The 17,654-nt window shown below is 66.1% G+C and carries 16 protein-coding genes and 1 pseudogene; 10 read left to right on the top strand and 7 right to left on the bottom strand.

Annotated features, from left to right (window positions below):
• Window positions 1-79 precede the first annotated feature (79 nt).
• From G6N13_RS12700 to mmsB, 5 genes are all read left to right on the top strand, one after another.
• Complete coding sequence (locus G6N13_RS12700) at window positions 80-1,609, top strand: sensor histidine kinase (protein WP_163697469.1); 1,530 nt, start codon at window positions 80-82, stop codon at window positions 1,607-1,609.
• Window positions 1,606-2,286, top strand: a complete 681-nt coding sequence (locus G6N13_RS12695; RefSeq protein ID WP_163697467.1) for a response regulator — start codon at window positions 1,606-1,608, stop codon at window positions 2,284-2,286. Before G6N13_RS12700 ends, G6N13_RS12695 begins: the two co-directional genes overlap by 4 nt.
• Before the next feature lie 164 nt (window positions 2,287-2,450).
• Window positions 2,451-3,971, top strand: coding sequence for a CoA-acylating methylmalonate-semialdehyde dehydrogenase (locus G6N13_RS12690; protein ID WP_163697465.1), 1,521 nt, complete (start codon window positions 2,451-2,453; stop codon window positions 3,969-3,971).
• The gene (locus tag G6N13_RS12685; protein WP_163697463.1) at window positions 3,968-5,134 is read left to right on the top strand and encodes an acyl-CoA dehydrogenase family protein; all 1,167 of its coding nucleotides are present in this window, start codon (window positions 3,968-3,970) and stop codon (window positions 5,132-5,134) included. Before G6N13_RS12690 ends, G6N13_RS12685 begins: the two co-directional genes overlap by 4 nt.
• Before the next feature lie 16 nt (window positions 5,135-5,150).
• Window positions 5,151-6,020 (top strand): 3-hydroxyisobutyrate dehydrogenase, encoded by an 870-nt coding sequence (mmsB, locus tag G6N13_RS12680; protein ID WP_163697462.1) that lies wholly within the window; start codon window positions 5,151-5,153, stop codon window positions 6,018-6,020.
• Here the strand turns inward: mmsB and G6N13_RS12675 are convergent.
• The 5 genes and pseudogenes from G6N13_RS12675 to secY form a co-directional block, all read right to left on the bottom strand.
• Window positions 6,017-6,526: a MarR family winged helix-turn-helix transcriptional regulator gene (locus tag G6N13_RS12675; protein ID WP_163702064.1), complete on the bottom strand. Its 510-nt coding sequence runs from the start codon at window positions 6,524-6,526 to the stop codon at window positions 6,017-6,019. The two genes, mmsB and G6N13_RS12675, sit on opposite strands and share 4 nt — an antisense overlap.
• A 347-nt stretch (window positions 6,527-6,873) precedes the next feature.
• Window positions 6,874-7,005: pseudogene (locus G6N13_RS12670) on the bottom strand (sigma-70 family RNA polymerase sigma factor); the annotation flags it as partial.
• Window positions 7,006-7,080: 75 nt separating this feature from the next.
• Window positions 7,081-7,878: a type I methionyl aminopeptidase gene (gene map / locus G6N13_RS12665; protein ID WP_163697460.1), complete on the bottom strand. Its 798-nt coding sequence runs from the start codon at window positions 7,876-7,878 to the stop codon at window positions 7,081-7,083.
• Between the two features lie 6 nt (window positions 7,879-7,884).
• Window positions 7,885-8,430 carry an adenylate kinase gene (locus tag G6N13_RS12660; protein ID WP_163697458.1) on the bottom strand — a complete coding sequence of 182 codons (546 nt, stop codon included), beginning with the start codon at window positions 8,428-8,430 and terminating at the stop codon, window positions 7,885-7,887.
• Entirely contained in the window at window positions 8,427-9,752 is a 1,326-nt protein-coding gene (gene secY / locus G6N13_RS12655) for a preprotein translocase subunit SecY (protein WP_163697456.1), read from the bottom strand. Before secY ends, G6N13_RS12660 begins: the two co-directional genes overlap by 4 nt.
• A 287-nt stretch (window positions 9,753-10,039) precedes the next feature.
• Here secY and G6N13_RS12650 point away from each other — a divergent pair, with 287 nt between their 5' ends.
• From G6N13_RS12650 to G6N13_RS12630, 5 genes are read left to right on the top strand one after another with little or no spacing between them, the layout of a single operon-like run.
• On the top strand, window positions 10,040-10,960 hold the full coding sequence (locus tag G6N13_RS12650) for a class I SAM-dependent methyltransferase (RefSeq protein WP_163697454.1): 921 nt from the start codon (window positions 10,040-10,042) through the stop codon (window positions 10,958-10,960).
• Window positions 10,957-11,892: an SAM-dependent methyltransferase gene (locus G6N13_RS12645; protein WP_163697452.1), complete on the top strand. Its 936-nt coding sequence runs from the start codon at window positions 10,957-10,959 to the stop codon at window positions 11,890-11,892. The genes G6N13_RS12650 and G6N13_RS12645 overlap by 4 nt, the downstream gene beginning before the upstream one ends.
• Before the next feature lie 3 nt (window positions 11,893-11,895).
• The gene (locus tag G6N13_RS12640; protein ID WP_163697450.1) at window positions 11,896-12,822 is read left to right on the top strand and encodes a class I SAM-dependent methyltransferase; all 927 of its coding nucleotides are present in this window, start codon (window positions 11,896-11,898) and stop codon (window positions 12,820-12,822) included.
• Complete coding sequence (locus G6N13_RS12635) at window positions 12,822-13,205, top strand: class I SAM-dependent methyltransferase (protein WP_163697448.1); 384 nt, start codon at window positions 12,822-12,824, stop codon at window positions 13,203-13,205. The genes G6N13_RS12640 and G6N13_RS12635 overlap by 1 nt, the downstream gene beginning before the upstream one ends.
• An 8-nt stretch (window positions 13,206-13,213) precedes the next feature.
• Window positions 13,214-14,128 carry a class I SAM-dependent methyltransferase gene (locus G6N13_RS12630; RefSeq protein ID WP_163697446.1) on the top strand — a complete coding sequence of 305 codons (915 nt, stop codon included), beginning with the start codon at window positions 13,214-13,216 and terminating at the stop codon, window positions 14,126-14,128.
• A 23-nt stretch (window positions 14,129-14,151) separates the two neighbouring features.
• Here the strand turns inward: G6N13_RS12630 and G6N13_RS12625 are convergent, their stop codons facing one another.
• Both G6N13_RS12625 and sppA read right to left on the bottom strand, forming a co-directional pair.
• Entirely contained in the window at window positions 14,152-15,720 is a 1,569-nt protein-coding gene (locus G6N13_RS12625) for an LCP family protein (RefSeq protein ID WP_163697444.1), read from the bottom strand.
• A 116-nt stretch (window positions 15,721-15,836) separates the two neighbouring features.
• Window positions 15,837-17,648, bottom strand: a complete 1,812-nt coding sequence (gene sppA / locus G6N13_RS12620; protein WP_163697442.1) for a signal peptide peptidase SppA — start codon at window positions 17,646-17,648, stop codon at window positions 15,837-15,839.
• Window positions 17,649-17,654 lie beyond the last annotated feature (6 nt).

Raw genomic sequence — 17,654 nt, 5'->3', positions numbered from 1 at the left:
AATACGTCTGCAAGGATGGTTTACCCCCACGTGACGCACGTCACGCTTTAGTTCATTACGTTCAACGCGGAGGTCAGCAGTGGCAGTACTCCCCCGCTCGTTGGCCGGGCAAGCCTTCGCCCTGCAGGCCGCCGTCATCGTCCTGGTGGTCCTAGCCGGCAGCACCCTGGCCCTACTCGACGTCAAACGCCACGGCGACGCCGCCGCACGCCAACAGGTCACCGCGATCGCCGTCGCGCTGGCCGACTCCCCCTCGACCGCGAAGGCCATCGAAGACGGTGACGCCGCGCGGGTTCTACAACCGGTCACCGAGGCAGTCCGCACCAGCACCGACCTCGCGTTCATCACGATCATGGCCCCCGACCGCACCCGCTTCACCCACACCAACCCCAGCCAGATCGGCCAGAAGTACATCGGCACCATCGAACCGGCCCTGCGCGGGGAGACTTACACCGAGATCTACACCGGCACCCTCGGCCCGTCGGTCCGCACGATCGCCCCGGTGCGCAACGCCCGGGGGCAGATCATCGGCCTGGTCGCCGCGGGTATCACCACCGAGAGCCTGGCCGCGCGATGGCGTTCGCAATGGCCGACGATCGTCGGTGTCGGGATCGGCGCGCTGGCCCTGTCCTTCGTCGGCATCTGGGCGATCCGCCGACGGGTCCTCAACCAAACCCACGGGCTGGCCCCCGACGAGCTGCGGGTGATGTACGACCACCACGACGCCATCCTGCGCTCGGTCTCCGAAGGGCTGATCGTCTTGAACCGCAACGGTGTGGCCCTGGTTAACGACGAAGCCCGCCGTCTTTTGGCCCTTCCCGCCGGTCCGATCAGTCGCACCGATCTTCCAGAGTTCCTGCGCGGCAACGACCCCGGCGCGCGCGACGAGGTCCGCCTCACCGACGACCGGGTGCTCGTCGTCAACCGATCGCAGGTGAGTGCTTCGGACTCTGAAGTAGTCACGATCCGCGATCGCACCGAATTACAAGGCGCGCTAGGCGAATTGAGCTCCCTGCAACGGTTCACCGACGCACTGCGCGCGCAGGCGCACGAGTCAGCCAATAAGTTGCACACCGTCATCACCCTGGTCGAGATGGGCCGCCCCGATGAGGCCGTTAAGTTCGCCACCCAGGAGCTGGCGCTGTCCCAGCAGCTCGTTGACCGGGTCTCCGACGCGGTCGCCGAACCCGCGCTGGTTGCGCTGCTGCTCGGAAAGACCGCCGAGGCCGACGAACGCGGGATCGAGCTGACGATCACCGAGGACACCCACCTGCCCGCCGAGGCGCTGTTGAGTTCGCAAGAGATGGTCACCGTGCTGGGAAACCTGATCGATAACGCGATGGACGCCTGCGACCGCGACGACCCGTGGATCGAGGTCACCGTCAACCAGAATGGCGAGCTGCAGATCCAGGTCGCCGACAGCGGCCCGGGCATGGACACCGCAACCTTCCAGCGAGCCATGCAACGCGGCTACTCGACGAAATCCGGTGCCGACGCCGGCCACCAAGGATTGGGGCTCGCACTCGTCGCGCAGATCGTCAACCGCCACGGGGGCACCCTGAGCGCGGATCTCACCTACGGTTCGGTGGTGACGGTGACCATCGCATGATCAACGTCCTGATCGTCGAGGACGAACCGCTGATCGCCGAGGCACACCGCACGTATCTGACTCGGCTGCAAGGGTTTACCGTCGTCGGGCTGGCGCACACCGCCCGCGACGCGATGCGGATCGCGTCGGAGGCCGAAACCCCCGTGGATCTGGTGCTACTTGATCTCGGCCTGCCCGACGCCAGCGGTATCGCGCTAGCCTCGGCGCTGTCGGGGTTGCGGCCAGCACCCGACATCATCGCGATCACCTCCGAACGCGATCTGGAGATGGTGCGTGCCGCCGTCGCCCACGGCGCGCTGGCCTACCTACTCAAACCGTTCACGTTCGCCGCCTTCCGCGATCGCCTCGAGCGCTACCGTCGCTACCGCGACGCCCTGCCCGCCGGCACCGACGCCGCCAGTCAGGCCGAAGTCGACCGGGCCCTAGGCGAGTTGCGGATCAGCACCGACAAATCGGTGGCGCCCAAGGGTGCGGCGCCGGCCACCACCGACGAGATCGCGCGCGCGGTGCGCGACCGCAGCGACGGCTTGACCGCCGGCGAGGCCGCCAAGCTGGTGGGGGTATCGCGGGTGACGGCCTGGCGCTATCTGGAACGCCTCGCCGACGACGGCACCGTCACCCGCCTCACCGAATACGGCAAGACCGGCCGGCCAAGCACGCGGTATCTGTGGCGGTAGACCCCCGTCATCGAGACTGCGTCCAGATCGCATTTCGGCGACAAAATTCGCTCTCAATGCAGTCTCGACGCGCTCACCGCAGTCTCGACAGACCCCCTTGCGGACCCGGTCAACGCGTTACTAGGATGTCCTAGTATTCAGCCGCCGGGAGCCTAGGGGCAGTCATGAGCACAACCATCCAGCACTTCATCGACGGCAAGCGCAGCAGCCTGTCCAGCACGCGCACCGCCGACGTCCTCAACCCCAGCACCGGCGAGGTCCAGGCCCAGGTGCTCCTGGCGTCGACCGCCGACGTCGACACCGCGGTGACTTCGGCCGTCGAGGCGCAGAAGGAATGGGCCGCCTGGAATCCCCAGCGCCGGGCCCGCGTGCTGATGAGGTTTATCGAGCTGGTCAACGCCAACACCGATGAGCTCGCCGAGCTGCTGTCGATCGAGCACGGCAAGACTGTCGCTGACTCGCGTGGTGACATCCAGCGGGGCATCGAGGTCATCGAGTTCGCCATCGGCATCCCGCACCTGCTCAAGGGTGAGTTCACCGAGGGCGCCGGCGGCGGTATCGACGTGTACTCGATCCGGCAGCCGCTCGGTGTGGTCGCCGGCATCACCCCGTTCAACTTTCCCGCGATGATCCCGCTATGGAAGGCCGGCCCCGCCCTGGCATGCGGAAACGCGTTCATCCTCAAGCCATCCGAGCGCGACCCTTCCGTGCCGGTGCGCTTGGCCGAACTGTTCCTGCAAGCCGGTCTGCCGGCCGGGGTGTTCCAGGTGGTGCAGGGCGATAAGGAAGCCGTCGACGCCATCCTTCACCACCCCGACGTCAAGGCCGTCGGCTTCGTCGGTAGCTCCGATATCGCGCAGTACATCTACTCCACCGCAGCCGCGAACGGTAAGCGTTCGCAGTGCTTCGGCGGCGCGAAGAACCACATGATCGTCATGCCCGACGCCGATCTGGACCAGGCCGTCGACGCCCTCATCGGCGCCGGCTACGGCAGCGCCGGCGAGCGGTGCATGGCCATCAGCGTCGCGGTACCCGTCGGCGAGGAAACCGCAAACCGATTGCGCACCAGGCTCGTCGAGCGAATCGCCGGTCTGCGCGTCGGCCACAGCCTGGACCCCAAGGCCGACTACGGCCCACTGGTCACCGGTGCCGCACTCAAGCGGGTCCGCGACTACATCGATGCCGGTGTGGCCGCCGGCGCCGAGATCGTGGTCGACGGCCGCGAGAAGGCCAGTGACGAGCTGACATTCGCCGATGCCAGCCTCGAAGGTGGCTTCTTCATCGGTCCGACACTGTTCGACCACGTCACTACCGACATGTCGATCTACACCGACGAGATCTTCGGCCCGGTGCTGTGCATCGTGCGCGCCCACGATTACGAGGAAGCCCTACGGCTGCCGAGTGAGCATGAATACGGCAACGGTGTCGCGGTGTTCACCCGCGACGGCGACACCGCCCGCGACTTCGTGTCCCGGGTGCAGGTCGGCATGGTCGGCGTCAACGTGCCGATCCCGGTACCGGTGTCCTACCACACCTTTGGCGGCTGGAAACGCTCCGGCTTCGGCGACCTCAACCAGCACGGGCCGCATTCGATCCTGTTCTACACCAAGACCAAGACCGTCACCGAGCGGTGGCCTTCGGGCATCAAGGACGGCGCCGAGTTCGTCATCCCGACAATGAAATGACCTTCCTGACACTCGAGGACGACGAACGCGTCATCGCCGAAACGGCGGCGGCATTCGCCGCCAAACGCCTTGCGCCGTATGCCTTGGAGTGGGATCACTCCAAGGAGTTCCCGGTCGATGCGCTGCGTGAGGCCGCCGAGTTGGGGATGGCCGCGATCTACTGCGCCGAGGACGTCGGTGGCAGCGGGCTGCGGCGCCTGGACGCGGTGCGGATCTTCGAGCAGCTCTCCGCGGCCGATCCCGCACTGGCAGCGTTCATCTCGATCCACAACATGTGCGCCTGGATGATCGACACCTACGGCACCGCCGAGCAGCGCAAGTCCTGGATTCCCAAGCTCGCCTCGATGGATGCGATCGCTAGTTACTGCCTCACCGAGCCCGGTGCCGGCTCGGATGCGGCAGCGTTGCGTACCAAGGCCGTCCGCGAGGGCGACGAGTACGTGCTCGACGGGGTCAAGCAGTTCATCTCCGGGGCGGGCAGCTCCGACGTATACGTGGTCATGGCGCGAACCGGTGCCGACGGCCCGCGCGGCATCTCAGCATTCGTGATCGAAAAGGACACGCCGGGGCTCAGCTTCGGTGGCCAAGAAGAGAAAATGGGCTGGAACGTTCAGCCCACCGCACAGGTCATTCTCGAAGGTGTGCGGGTCCCGGCATCGGCGATGCTTGGCGGCCCCGAGGGTGCGGGCACCGGTTTCGGTATCGCGATGAACGGCCTCAACGGTGGCCGGCTCAATATCGCGGCGTGCTCGCTGGGCGGCGCGCAAACCGCCTACGACAAGGCTGTTGGCTATCTGGCCGACCGCCAGGCCTTCGGGGGATCGTTGCTCGACGAGCCCACCATCCGGTTCACGCTCGCCGATATGGCCACTGCGCTGGAGACCTCCCGGCTGATGCTGTGGCGCGCCGCGATCGCCCTGGACAACGACGAGCCGCACAAGGTCGAACTATGCGCGATGGCCAAACGCTACGTCACCGACTCCTGCTACGAGGTGGCCGATCAGGCCCTGCAGTTGCACGGCGGTTACGGCTACCTGCGGGAGTACGGGGTCGAGAAGATCGTTCGCGATCTGCGCGTGCACCGAATCCTGGAGGGCACCAACGAAATCATGCGTGTGGTCATCGGGCGAGCAGAAGCTGCCCGGGCGCGCGCAACGGCATGAGGCAAAGGAGCCATACATGACGACGATCGCGTTCTTGGGGCTCGGTCACATGGGTGGGCCGATGGCGGCCAACCTTGTCAACGCCGGCTACACCGTGCGCGGCTTCGACCCGGTGCCCACGCTGCGCGCGACCGCTAAGGGGAAGGGCGCCAAGGTATTTGACACGGGCGCCACCGCGGTCGCCGACGCCGACGTCGTCATCACCTCGCTGCCCAACGGGGCGATCGTGAAAGCCTGTTACGCCGAGGCGCTCCCGGCCGCAAAGCCCGGAACTCTGTTCATCGACACCTCCACCATCTCCGTCGACGATGCGCGTGAGGTCAACGCCCAAGCCACGGCCGCCGGTATGAGCCAGCTCGACGCCCCCGTCTCCGGCGGTATCAAGGGTGCGACGGCCGGCACGCTGGCCTTCATGGTCGGCGGCGCGGCCGACGCGTTGGAGAAGGCCCGCGCGGTGCTGGATCCGATGGCCAGCAAGGTGATTCACTGCGGGTCCTCGGGTGCGGGGCAGGCCGCGAAGTTGTGCAACAACATGGTGCTCGCGGTGCAGCAGATCGCCGTCGGTGAGGCGTTCGTGCTGGCCGAGAAGCTCGGCCTTTCGGCGCAATCGCTGTTCGATGTGATCACCGGGGCCACCGGCAACTGCTGGTCGGTACATACCAATTGCCCTGTGCCCGGCCCAGTTCCGACGTCACCAGCCAACAACAACTTCCAGCCGGGTTTCGCCACCGCGCTGATGAACAAGGACCTGGGCCTGGCGATGGCCGCGGTGTCATCGACCGGTGCGACCGCCCCGCTGGGCACCCATGCGGCCGAGATCTACGCCACGTTCGCCCAAGAGCATGCCGATCTGGATTTCAGCGCGGTCATCGAGACCCTGCGCTAAAAGTCTCCTGCATGATGGCGCAGCGTTTCGATCGACGCCACCAGCGCGCGGGCTTCCTGCGCGGATACTCCGACATCGGCGAACACCTGATCGTTGAGTGTTCGGGTGGCATCCTCCACGGTCGAGCGACCGATCTCGGTGATCTCCACCAGCGTCGTACGCCCGTCGGTGGGGTGCGGCACCCGCTTCACCAGCCCGTCTGCCTCCAGCCGCCGGATGGCGTGGGTGACGCTAGTGACGTGCACCTGCAGCCGGTCGGACGCCTTGGTGATCGGCAGCGCGCCGGTGCGGCTGAACGCCAGCAGCCGCAGCAGCTCGAACCGCGAAAAACTCAGATCGTAGGGCCGCAGCGCGTTCTCCACCCGGGCCAGCAGAATCTGGTGCGCGCGCATCACGGAGGTCACCGCCACCATGCCCTCGGCGACGTCGCCCCACCCGCAGCGCTCCCAGTTCCGGCGCGCCGCGGCGATCGGATCCGGCTTATCGGGCAGGTCTGAAGCAGGCATCCGCCCATTCATACCGCATCCGGGCACCGCGGTGGGCCACCACCGCCGCTCCGCCACCGCGGCCAGCACTGCCCGCGTCGAGAACCGCTCCCCCAACGTGATTCGCACCCCGCCGTCGCCGTAGTGGCGGACCCGCACCCCGGCCGGGTCGAACACGTCCTGCCAGGGCTTGCCTGCCGGCGGCAGATACACGAAGTTCGCATGTCCCTCGGTGACGTAGACACCCACGGCCCGCAATCGCATCAGCAGATAGCATCGTTCGGCGGCGATCACCCGAATATGGCCGTTGCAGCTGACGGTCCGCGTCGTAGCACGCCGCGACGGCCACGAGGCTGGAATTGTCCGTGCCGAACGGCAACTGCATGCGCCACATCCTCGGCACGCGCCGGATCGCCAGTGAGCCGCAGTGCATAGCGCCATAACGCGGCCGGGTGCTGGTCGTCGAGCACACGCACCAACGCGGCCTCCGGGTCGTTCATCACTCAACCTCCCGGCTGAGACACGTAGCCGGTGAGTGTCTGGTTCAAAGTGTGCGCCGCAGTGGGCGCGAAAGGCTAGGCCGTGAGGATGCGCGGACCGTGCTCGGTCACCGCGACCGTGTGCTCCCAGTGCGCGGCCCGCGACCCGTCGGAGGTGACGACGGTCCATTCATCGGCCAGGATCCGGGTCTTGGTGGTGCCCAGTGTCAGCATCGGCTCGATCGCCAGCACCGACCCGACGACCAGCATCGGCCCGCGGCCTGGCTCACCCTCGTTGGGCAGGAACGGGTCCATGTGCATTTCCCGGCCGATACCGTGCCCGCCGTAGCCCGCGACGATGCCGAACTTCCGGCCGTAGGTCCGCTCGGCGGCATGGGTGCCGGTTTCGATGGCGTGCGAGACGTCGGTGAGCCGGTTACCGGGGATCATGGCCGCGATACCGGCTTCCATCGACTGTTTCGTGGCCGCCGATAGAGCGTCGTCCATCGCGATTAGCGTGCCGATACCGAAGGTGACGGCGGCGTCGCCATGCCAGCCCTCAATGATCGCACCGCAGTCGATCGACACCAGGTCACCAGCTGCGAGCGTCTCCTCGGGCGTCGGAATCCCATGCACCACACGGTCATTGACCGAAGAGCAGATGCTGGCGGGATAGCCGTGATAGCCCAGGAACGACGGGATGCCGTTGGCCTGACGGATCACCGTCTCGGCGACGTCGTCGAGATCCTTGGTGGACACCCCGGGCGCGGCGGCCGCCTGGACGGCGCGCAGGGCCGCGGCGACAACTGAGCCGGCAGCGGCCATCGCATCCAATTCACCCGGCGTGCGGGCGGGAACCGTCTTGCGACTACGCAGACCGGGCAGCGAGACCATCGAGCGTCAGTGGCCGAGTGCCTGCAACGCCCGAGCGAACACTTCGTCAGTGCTGCCGACAGCGTCGACGGTCTTCAGTTCGCCACTGTAGTAGTTCAGCAGCGGCGCGGTCTCGTCGCGATAGACCTTGAACCGGTTGCGGATAACGTCCTCTTTGTCGTCTTCGCGGCCGCGGCTCATCAGCCGGGCGACCAGCTCGTCCTCGGGCACCCGGAATTCAAGAACGGCATCCAGCTTCAGCTCACGGCGGCTGAGCATTTGCTTGAGGGCCTCGGCCTGCTCGACCGACCGGGGAAATCCGTCGAGGATGAAGCCGCTGGCGGCGTCCTCGTCGTCAAGCCGGTCGTCGACCAGAGCATTGGTCAACGTGGCCGGAACCAGGTCACCGGCATCGAGATACTTCTTTGCTTCCAGCCCCAGCTCGGTACCCTCACCGATGTTGTGCCGGAAGAGGTCACCGGTGGAGATATGCGGAATACCGAGTTTCTTGGCCAGATCGGCGGCCTGGGTTCCCTTGCCCGCACCGGGCGGACCAAGCAAAACAATTCTCACTTCAGGAACCCTTCGTAGTTGCGCTGCATCAGCTGGCTCTCGATCTGTTTGACCGTATCCAAGCCGACGCCAATCATGATCAGAACCGCGGTTCCGCCGAACGGCAAATTCTGGACGCCACCGCCGCTACCCATCTGCAGGAACACGTTCGGCAGGACGGCGATCACACCCAGGTAGATCGAGCCGGGAAGGGTGATCCGGTTCAACACGAAACGCAGGTAGTCGGCGGTGGGCTTGCCCGGCCGGATGCCGGGGATGAACCCGCCGAACTTCTTCATCTCATCGGCACGCTCGTCGGGATTGAACGTGATCGACACATAGAAGTAGGTGAAGAAGATGATCAGGCCGAAGTAGATGCCCACGTACACGGGATCGGCGGGATTCGTCAGATAGTTGGCGACAAACCGGTCCCACCAGCCGTTACTCGGGGTGGTCCGCCCACTCTGGATCAGCTGAGTAACCAGGTGCGGGATGTAGATCAAGGACGAGGCGAAAATCACCGGGATAACGCCTGCCTGGTTGACCTTCAGCGGCAGATAAGTCGACGTGCCGCCGTACATCCGCCGGCCCACCATGCGTTTGGCGTACTGGACCGGAATGCGACGCTGGCCCTGCTCGACGAAGACGACGCCGACGATGATCACCAAGGCGGCCACGCAGACGGCAGTGAAGATCAGGCCGCCGCGGCTGTCGAGGATGCTCTTGCCCTCGGCGGGGATGCGGGCGGCGATACCGGCGAAGATCATCAGCGACATACCGTTGCCGACGCCACGCTCGGTGACCAGCTCGCCCATCCACATCACCAGGGCGGCGCCGGCGGTCATCACCAGCACGATGATGACCAGGGCGAAGATGCTGGTGCTCTGGAGGATGTCCAGCGAGCAGCCCTGCAGCAGGCCGCCGTTGGCAGCCAGCGCCACGATGCTGGTGGCCTGCAGGATTGCCAGCGCGATCGCCAGGTAGCGCGTGTACTGGGTCATCTTGGCCTGGCCGGCCTGACCTTCTTTGTGCAGCTGTTCGAAGCGTGGGATCACCACCGTCAGCAGCTGCACGATGATGCTGGCGGTGATGTAGGGCATCACGCCCACCGCGAACACCGTCAACTGCAGCAGCGCACCGCCGGAGAAGAGGTTGATCAGCGAATAGATCTGCCCCCCGCTGCCGCCGGAGACCTGCTCGATGCACTGGTGGATGTTCTTGTAGTTGACCCCGGGGGACGGCAGCGATGCGCCGACCCGGTACAGGATCACAACACCCAGGGTGAACAGGATCTTTCGCCTCAGGTCTGCCGTCCTGAGCGAAGAGATGAAAGCCGAGAGCACTCTTCCTCCTGGGCAGCCGGACGGGAGTCTCAGCGTGCCAATGGGGCTGGTCTGGCCAGCGTTCGGGTAATCCTGCCTTGCACCGATCGCCGCCAGGATTCACGCCTGCAGCATCGCGCGCTCAAACAGTCTACGAGAGTAACAGTTGGCCCAGGCAGGGCGGGAATCCGCAAATCGCTGCGAGGCGGGCCCGCCCGCGCTCACAGAAGACTTACAGCGCGGATCGCGTACAGTCGAGAGTGATTATATTGGCTAAGTATAGGTTGCCGGGAAGTAAAGGGCTGACGATGACGCGTACCGATAACGACACCTGGGATTTGGCGTCCAGCGTGGGAGCGACCGCGACACTGGTCGCCGCCGCCCGCGCCGCGGCCAGCCGGGAGAGCGAACCCCTGATCGACGATCCTTTCGCCGAACCCCTGGTGCGCGCAGTCGGCGTCGACTTCTTCACCAAAATGGCCAGCGGGGATCTCCCCACCACCGATGAGCAGTCGGCCATGGGCGTGACCCGGATGACCGACAACATGGCGGTGCGGACGAAGTTCTTCGACGAATTCTTCCTCGGCGCAGCCGCCGCAGGGGTACGGCAGGTGGTCATCCTGGCCTCCGGGCTGGACTCGCGCGCCTACCGTCTGGATTGGCCGACCGGCATGGTCGTCTTCGAAATCGACCAGCCAGAAGTCATCGCGTTCAAGACGCAGACCCTGGCCGAGCAGGGTGCCACACCGACATGCGATCGCCGCACCGTGGCTGTTGATCTGCGCAACGACTGGGCAAGCGCATTGCGGGAAGCCGGCTTCGACCCCACCACCCCCACCGCGTGGAGCGCCGAAGGCCTACTGGGGTATCTACCCCCTGACGCCCAGGACCGCCTGCTGGACACCATCACCGACCTGTCCGCAGCGGGTAGCCGGATCGCCATCGACACAGCACCCCCGTCGAATGAGCAGGAACGCGAGGAGTCGCGCGAGAAGATGGAGGAGATCGCGGCGCATTGGCGCGAGAACGGCTTCGACCTCGACTTCGGCAGCCTGGTCTACCTGGGCGAGCGCAACGAAGCCAGCACCTACCTCGGCGGCCACGGCTGGCAGGTCAGCAGCTCCCCCGTCAACGACCTATTGGCCGCCGGCCGGCGAGGCACCTTCGACGAGGACGAGCCGATGGGCAAGCTCTACTACCTCAGCGCCGTCTACGGCGGCACCCGTTGAGCCGCAGCGACTCTGACAGCTGGGACCTGGCCACCAGCGTCGGCACCACCGCGACCATGGTCGCCGCCGCCCGCGCGGTCGCCAGCCGCGAAGACAACGCCCTCATCAATGACCCGTTCGCCGCGCCCCTGGTCCGCGCCGTCGGTATCGACATCTTCACCAAGATGGTCGACGGCGACATCGACCTCGCAACCGTCGACAGCACGGACACCGCCCGGGTGATGACCGACGTCATGGCCGTGCGAACCCGCTTTTTCGACGACTTCTTCCTGGCGGCGACCGGAGCCGCTGGGCCGGCGACGTCAGACTCAGAAGCGGGAGTGCGCCAAGCCGTCATCCTGGCCTCCGGTTTGGACTCCCGGTCATATCGACTGGATTGGCCAGCCGGGACGGTGGTCTATGAGATCGACCTGCCCACAGTCATCGAATTCAAGACCGAGACACTGAGCGCCTTCGGCGCCTCCCCTACCGCCGAGCTCCGCTCGGTGGGTATCGACTTGCGCGAGGATTGGCCGGCAGCCCTGCGGGCCAACGGTTTCGACGACACCAAGCCGACGGCGTGGAGCGCCGAGGGCCTGCTGGTCTACCTGCCGCCAGACGCCCAGGACCGGCTGTTCGACAACATCACCACGTTGTCGGTGCCGGGAAGCCGGCTGGCCACCGAGTACCACTCGGACGGCGGCCGCGGTCTGGCCGACCGATCCAAGGCGATCAGCGACCAGTGGCGGGATAAGGGACTGGACCTCAACATGGCCGACCTCTTCTATACCGGGGAACGCAACGCCGTCACCGGCTATCTCGAAGGCCTTGGCTGGGACGTTAGCTCCCAAGCTCGCGCCGATCTTTTCGCGGCCTACGGCCGACCGTTCCCCGAAACGAACTTGACCGAATCACTACGGAACTCCTTGTCCGTCACCGCAATCCGGAAGTAACCCATGAGCGACTCAATCAGATACGACGGCGACACCTGGGACCTGGCCTCCAGTGTGGGCGCCACCGCGACCTCCGTGGCCGCCTCGCGCGCGCTGGCCTCCCAGGGCCCGGACGCACTGATCGACGACCCGTACGCCGACGCGCTGGTCAAGGCCGTCGGCGTCGACTATCTGATCCGAGTGGCCAACGGCGAGGCCAGCGTCGATGAAGACGACCCGATGCTCAACCGGCGCCGGATGACCGAACAGATCGCCGTGCGGACCCGGTTCTTCGACGATGTCTTCACCAACGCGGCGCGTGACGGCATCCGACAGGCGGTCATCCTGGCCTCCGGGCTGGACACCCGCGCCTACCGGATGAGCTTTCCGGCCGGCTCGGTGGTGTTCGAACTCGACCAGCCCCAGGTCATCGAGTTCAAGTCGCGCGTGCTGGCCGAGCAAGGGGTTTCGCCCACCGCCGAGCGGCGCGCCATTGGTGTCGACCTGCGCGACGACTGGCCGACAGCGTTGCGAGAGAACGGTTTCGACGTCAACGCGCCGACGGCGTGGATTGCCGAAGGTTTGTTGATCTATTTGCCACCGGAGGCGCAAGACCGGCTGCTGGACAACGTCACCGCGCTGTCCGCTCCGGACAGCCGCTTCGCCACCGAATTCATGGCCGGCGGTATGGCATTGCCGGACAGTTGGCGCGAGCGCTTCAAGAGCTATTCAGCACGGATCGGCTCGGACATCGATCTGCCGGCGCTGTTCTACGACGGGGAGCGCCATCCGGTCAGCGACTATCTGAGCGAGCGCGGCTGGCGAATCAACACGCAGACCACCCGGGAATCGTATGCCGCCAACGGTTTCGAGCTGCCCGATGACGAGATGTTGGCGCAGTTCAGCGACAACGCCGGCTATCTGACCGCGACCCGCACGAAGGAGTGGTGATGGCTCGCTCCGCGGGTGACACCTGGGATCTGGCTTCCGGCGTAGGCGCGACGGCGACGGCCGCAGCCACATCCCGAGCCCTGGCCCACCGGGCGACACTGATCGACGATCCGTGGGCCGAGCCGTTGGTCAAAGCCGTCGACATGGAGATGTTCCTGCAGATCCTCGACGGGCAGGGGTCCGCCGACAACACCGAGAACGATCTGCAGCACATGGCGCAGGGAATGGCAGTGCGCACAAGGTATTTCGACGGCCTTGGCTGGCACGTCACCGGCGAACTGGTGCAGGAACTGTTCGAGGCCACCGGATTCGAGAACAACGACGACGACGAGATGGCCAAGCATTTCACTGGCTTTCAGCACATCTCGGCGACCCTCGGTTAGGAGACGATATGACCCGCACCGACAACGACAGCTGGGACCTGGCATCCAGCGTTGGGGCCACCGCGACGGCGGTGGCTGCCGGGCGAGCCTTGGCCACCAAGGACCCGCGCCAGCTGATCGACGACCCATTCGCCGATCCGCTCGTCCGCGCGGTCGGCGTCGACTTCTTCGTCAAGATGATCGACGGTGAACTCGATACCGCCTTGTTCGGTGACATTTCGACCGACCGGGTGCAGGGCATGATCGACGCCATGGCGATGCGCACCAAGTTCTTCGACGACTACTTCACCCGGGCGACAACCGGCGGTATCCGGCAGGCCGTGATCCTGGCTTCCGGCCTGGACGCCCGCGCGTATCGGTTGCCGTGGCCTGCAGGCACCGTCGTGTTCGAGATCGACCAGCCGCAGGTGATCGATTTCAAAACCGGTGTGTTCGAGGGATTGGGTGCCGCGCCCACAGCGACGCGCCACACCGTTGGCATCGATCTGCGGGAAGACTGGCCCGCCGCGTTGCTCGCCGCCGGCTTCGACCCCGGCGCACCGACCGCGTGGCTTGCCGAAGGACTGCTGGTCTACCTGCCGTCAGAGGCCCAGGACCGGCTGTTCGACATCATCACTTCGCTGAGTGCACCCGGCAGCGCCGTGGCCACCGAATACGTGCCCGGCATCGTGGATTTCGACGCCGCGAAGGGCACGGAGATGACTTCCGCCGCCCGGGAGCAGGGCCTGGATCTGGACATGGGGTCCCTGGTCTACTCCGGCCCGCGCAGCCACGTGATGGAATACCTCGGCGGCACGGGCTGGGAGGTCACCGGCACGCCGGGCGACGAGCTATTCGAGCGCAGCGGGCTGCCGACGCCCCCCGAAGGCGACCGCGACGATCCATTCGGTGAAATCGTCTACGTCAGCGCCATTTTGAACTAGTGGACGTGCGTGGGTCGTCGGCGCTATTTCACGCAGGGTACCGATTCCCCGCTCATGTGACTGAGATCGGTAGGAGCCGGTGACGCCGTCCCGGTCGCGGTGGCCGAGACTGTGGATATAGCTGCCGGGCCCGCACTCGCGCTGGCGCTATCGACGCTGCGTACGTATTCCCCCGCCGGAAAGTCGGTGCCTACAGTCAGTTCCACAACGCCAGCAGACAACGCATCGTTCGGCGCAGCAGCCAGATTGAGCTGTGCCGCAAGCGATTTCCCGGCGTCCTCGGCCCCCGGCCCGTAGTCCACGGCGCTGGTATTCGAGACTGATTCGGCAGTGCTGGTCCGACCTTGCTGGAATCCGTTGGCGGTGAACGTCTTCTCCAGCTGGGCGGCCAAACCGTCATAGCTGGAAGCATTCACCACGCTGAGCGTGGCGCCCACACCGTACATCGGGTCGCTCGACGGCGCGGCGCTCGCCGACGAACTGGCCGCCGCGGTGTCATCGGCCGACAGCAAGTCGTGCACGATCGACCGTACGGCGGGCAAATCGATGAGGTTGACGTCCTCACCATCGGGGGCTTGCCCGAAGCCGGTGATCGGAAGGGTGTACAGCGACGGCGGATGCTTGGTCATCGATGAGGCCCGTTGCGCGAACCCAGCCAGGTCCATCTCGGCGTCGATAGCCAGGTTCTGCTTGGTTATCTCCAGCAGCTTGTTCATGGCCAGCGGATTGTCGAGGTCTCCGCTCCGTCTCAGCGCGCTGACCAGGGAGACGATGAACGCTTGTTGGCGCCGCGTGCGGTCCATGTCGGTGAAATTGGCGTCATTGATATCGCGGCGCTGGCGCACGAACGCCATCGCCTGCGCCGCGTCGAGTTGCTGCTCTCCCTGGTGGAACGCAGCCCCGGAGAAGTCGTCAGAGGTATCCGCGTTGAGGCAGACGGTGATTGGCGCCACGGCTTTGGCGATCTCGAAGAACGCGCCCAGCGTCACCTCAACGAAATGATCGATGGGCACCTGCAGGAGTCGACCCACCGTGGCGATCTCCGCCTTGCGTCCGGCTTCGCGTCCCCTCTGTTCCTTGGCCTGCGGGTCCAGCGAGTTGTTCAACGCGGAGTCGTTCGCGATCGTGTCGAGAGCATGTTGATAGGCGAGTCCATAGGCTTGCTTGATCTTGCCTTGGCACGTACCGGTGGGGCAGCCGGCAAGGTCGACGTAGTCGTCACGAGGGATCGAAATTGCGGTGGGGGAACCACTCGACGGGATGTGCACCAGGATGAGCACGTTGGCGTTGTACCCGCCGACGGTCTCGTCGCCGGCGTGAAGCGCGTCGTAGACGTCCTGGGGTAGCGGATTGCCGTGTTGGTCGAGGCGGCTGTCGAGACCCATGATGAGGATGTTCTGTGCACCCCGGGTCGATGTCGGGTCACCGGCGAGGGCCCCCGACGTGATGATCCCACCCAACGCGTGGTGCAATCCCACCCAGCCCAGACCAGTCATCCCCAGCACAGCCACGGCGCCCAGCGCCCCCGCTGCCCTGGCGACCGAGAGCGGACGTTTCCGGCTGCGAGCTTCGGGGTTCGACGTCACCGGCATTCGCGGCCTCGGCCACTCACAGGTGATCGACACATAGCAAAGGAGGGTATTGCCCCGCAGACCAGCCACCGACGCGCCACGCCGCTATTGTCGAGCTCAACGGGCCGTACCAGCACCTACGAGAACCGACTGTCCCCCAGCCACAGCAGGCTGGTGCCAGTGAGCGCGCGCTCACCCTGATCGAGCACACCCCTGACCGACTGGCCGAGCAGTGCTGCAACGGCCTCGGGCAGTGACGCCGCCGCAGGCTGCGAAGAGGCCTTGGGGCGCAGGAAGTCCCGCAGAGATGAGCTGGGATAGCTGACTAGTTCGACCTCGGCGTCGATGTCGATTCCGGCGAGCACCTTGGCCCGCCCCACCGCCCTGCGCAGACCGCCGAGCTCGTCCACCAGTCCGTGATCCAGCGCATCGGCACCGGTCCACACCCGACCGCGGGCCACCGCGTCGACGGCCTCGACCGTCATGTGGCGCGCCTCGGCGACCCGCTGGATGAAATCGGTATAGAACAAATCGGCCTCGGCCTCCACCAGAGCGTGCTGCTCCGGGGTGAACGGCGCGTCGACTGACCAGGCGTCGGCATTGTCGTTGGTACGCACACTGTCCGAACCGACCCCGAGACGCTCTTTGAGTTCCCGCGCGACAAGCTTGCCGGTCAGCACCCCGATCGAACCGGTAATGGTTCCGGGGTTGGCGACGATGGCGTCAGCGCCCATCGCGATGTAGTAGCCACCGGAGGCGGCCACCGCACCCATCGACGCGACCACCGGCTTGCCCTTGGCCCGCACCCGTGTCACTTCCCGCCAGATGGTCTCCGAGCCGGTCACCGAACCGCCGGGACTGTCGATTCGAACCACCACAGCCGAGACAGCGTCGTCGGAGGCGACCTGCCGCAGCGCGGCGCCGATGGTGTCGCCACCGGCGCTGGAGCGCCCGAACGGAAGGCCCTGCGGGCCCCCGCGACCACTGACGATCGACCCCGCCACCGTGACCACCGCGATCTTCGCGCGCTTCTTGCGGCCCGGCACCGACGGCATCGGGGGCATCGGCACCGACGCCCCGCTCTTGCGGATCTGCGCGTAGCGGGACAGGAACAGCCGGGGCGGGGCATTGTCGTCGGAGTCGGCGTCACCGGTCTCGGGTGAGATGCCCTTCACACCGATGAGTTCGGCGATGCGGGCGTAGGCCTCATCGCGGAACCCGATGCGGTCGACCAGGCGACCGGCGACCGCGTCGTCGCGCAGCAGCGGTGCGCGGTTGGCCAGCTCGTCAACGGCCGCGACCTCGATGTGGCGTGATTCGGCGATGGCCTGCCACACCTGGCTGTGCAGGCTGGTGATCAGGCGGGAGTCGGCCTCCCGGTGGGCGTCGGTGTAGTGGTCCTGGGTGAACAGGTTGACCGCCGACTTGTACTCACCGCGGGCGACGAACTGGGCCTCGATGCCAGCCTTGCCCAGCGCCTCGCGTAGGAACAGCGCGTTGGTGGCGAAACCGATCAGGCCGACGGTGCCCGTCGGCTGCATCCAGATCTCCGTGAACGCCGATGCCAGGTAGTAGGACAGCGTGCCGGGGTAGGTCTCGGCCCATGCCAGCGCCGGCTTGGCTTCGGTGAAGGCGGCAATGGCGGCCCTCAGCTCCTGCACCGGACCGGCTGGTGCCGCCGAAAGCTGAACGCGCGCAATCAGTCCGGCCACCCGCGGATCCTCGGCGGCGCGGTGGATCGCGGCGACGGCGTCACGCAATAGCATCGTGCGGCCGCCGCCGGTGATGAAGGACAGCGGGTCGAAGCCGCTGGCCTCCGGCGGCACGGACTGTAAGTCGAGTTCAAGGATGCAGCCGCCCGGCACACCGTGGTGCCTGGCGGTGTCGATGCGGCGCAGCGCATCGCGGATGTCGTCGGCACCCGGAACGGCGGGCAGGAAGGCGAACATACCGTC

Origin of the sequence: Mycolicibacterium sarraceniae (assembly GCF_010731875.1) — a bacterium.
Lineage (GTDB): Bacteria > Actinomycetota > Actinomycetes > Mycobacteriales > Mycobacteriaceae > Mycobacterium > Mycobacterium sarraceniae.
Note: the sequence above shows the minus strand (reverse complement) of the source record. Positions and strands in the feature narration are given on the sequence as shown.

What these genes read in the sequence shown, in the direction of transcription:
- G6N13_RS12635 (WP_163697448.1), top strand. Translation starts at nt 12,822, where the DNA reads ATGGCTCGCTCCGCGGGTGACACCTGGGATCTGGCTTCCGGCGTAGGC.
- G6N13_RS12685 (WP_163697463.1), top strand. Translation starts at nt 3,968, where the DNA reads ATGACCTTCCTGACACTCGAGGACGACGAACGCGTCATCGCCGAAACG.
- G6N13_RS12625 (WP_163697444.1), bottom strand. Translation starts at nt 15,720, where the DNA reads ATGCCGGTGACGTCGAACCCCGAAGCTCGCAGCCGGAAACGTCCGCTC.
- G6N13_RS12630 (WP_163697446.1), top strand. Translation starts at nt 13,214, where the DNA reads ATGACCCGCACCGACAACGACAGCTGGGACCTGGCATCCAGCGTTGGG.
- G6N13_RS12690 (WP_163697465.1), top strand. Translation starts at nt 2,451, where the DNA reads ATGAGCACAACCATCCAGCACTTCATCGACGGCAAGCGCAGCAGCCTG.
- sppA (WP_163697442.1), bottom strand. Translation starts at nt 17,648, where the DNA reads ATGTTCGCCTTCCTGCCCGCCGTTCCGGGTGCCGACGACATCCGCGAT.
- G6N13_RS12675 (WP_163702064.1), bottom strand. Translation starts at nt 6,526, where the DNA reads ATGCCTGCTTCAGACCTGCCCGATAAGCCGGATCCGATCGCCGCGGCG.
- map (WP_163697460.1), bottom strand. Translation starts at nt 7,878, where the DNA reads ATGGTCTCGCTGCCCGGTCTGCGTAGTCGCAAGACGGTTCCCGCCCGC.
- G6N13_RS12640 (WP_163697450.1), top strand. Translation starts at nt 11,896, where the DNA reads ATGAGCGACTCAATCAGATACGACGGCGACACCTGGGACCTGGCCTCC.
- mmsB (WP_163697462.1), top strand. Translation starts at nt 5,151, where the DNA reads ATGACGACGATCGCGTTCTTGGGGCTCGGTCACATGGGTGGGCCGATG.
- G6N13_RS12695 (WP_163697467.1), top strand. Translation starts at nt 1,606, where the DNA reads ATGATCAACGTCCTGATCGTCGAGGACGAACCGCTGATCGCCGAGGCA.
- G6N13_RS12650 (WP_163697454.1), top strand. Translation starts at nt 10,040, where the DNA reads ATGACGCGTACCGATAACGACACCTGGGATTTGGCGTCCAGCGTGGGA.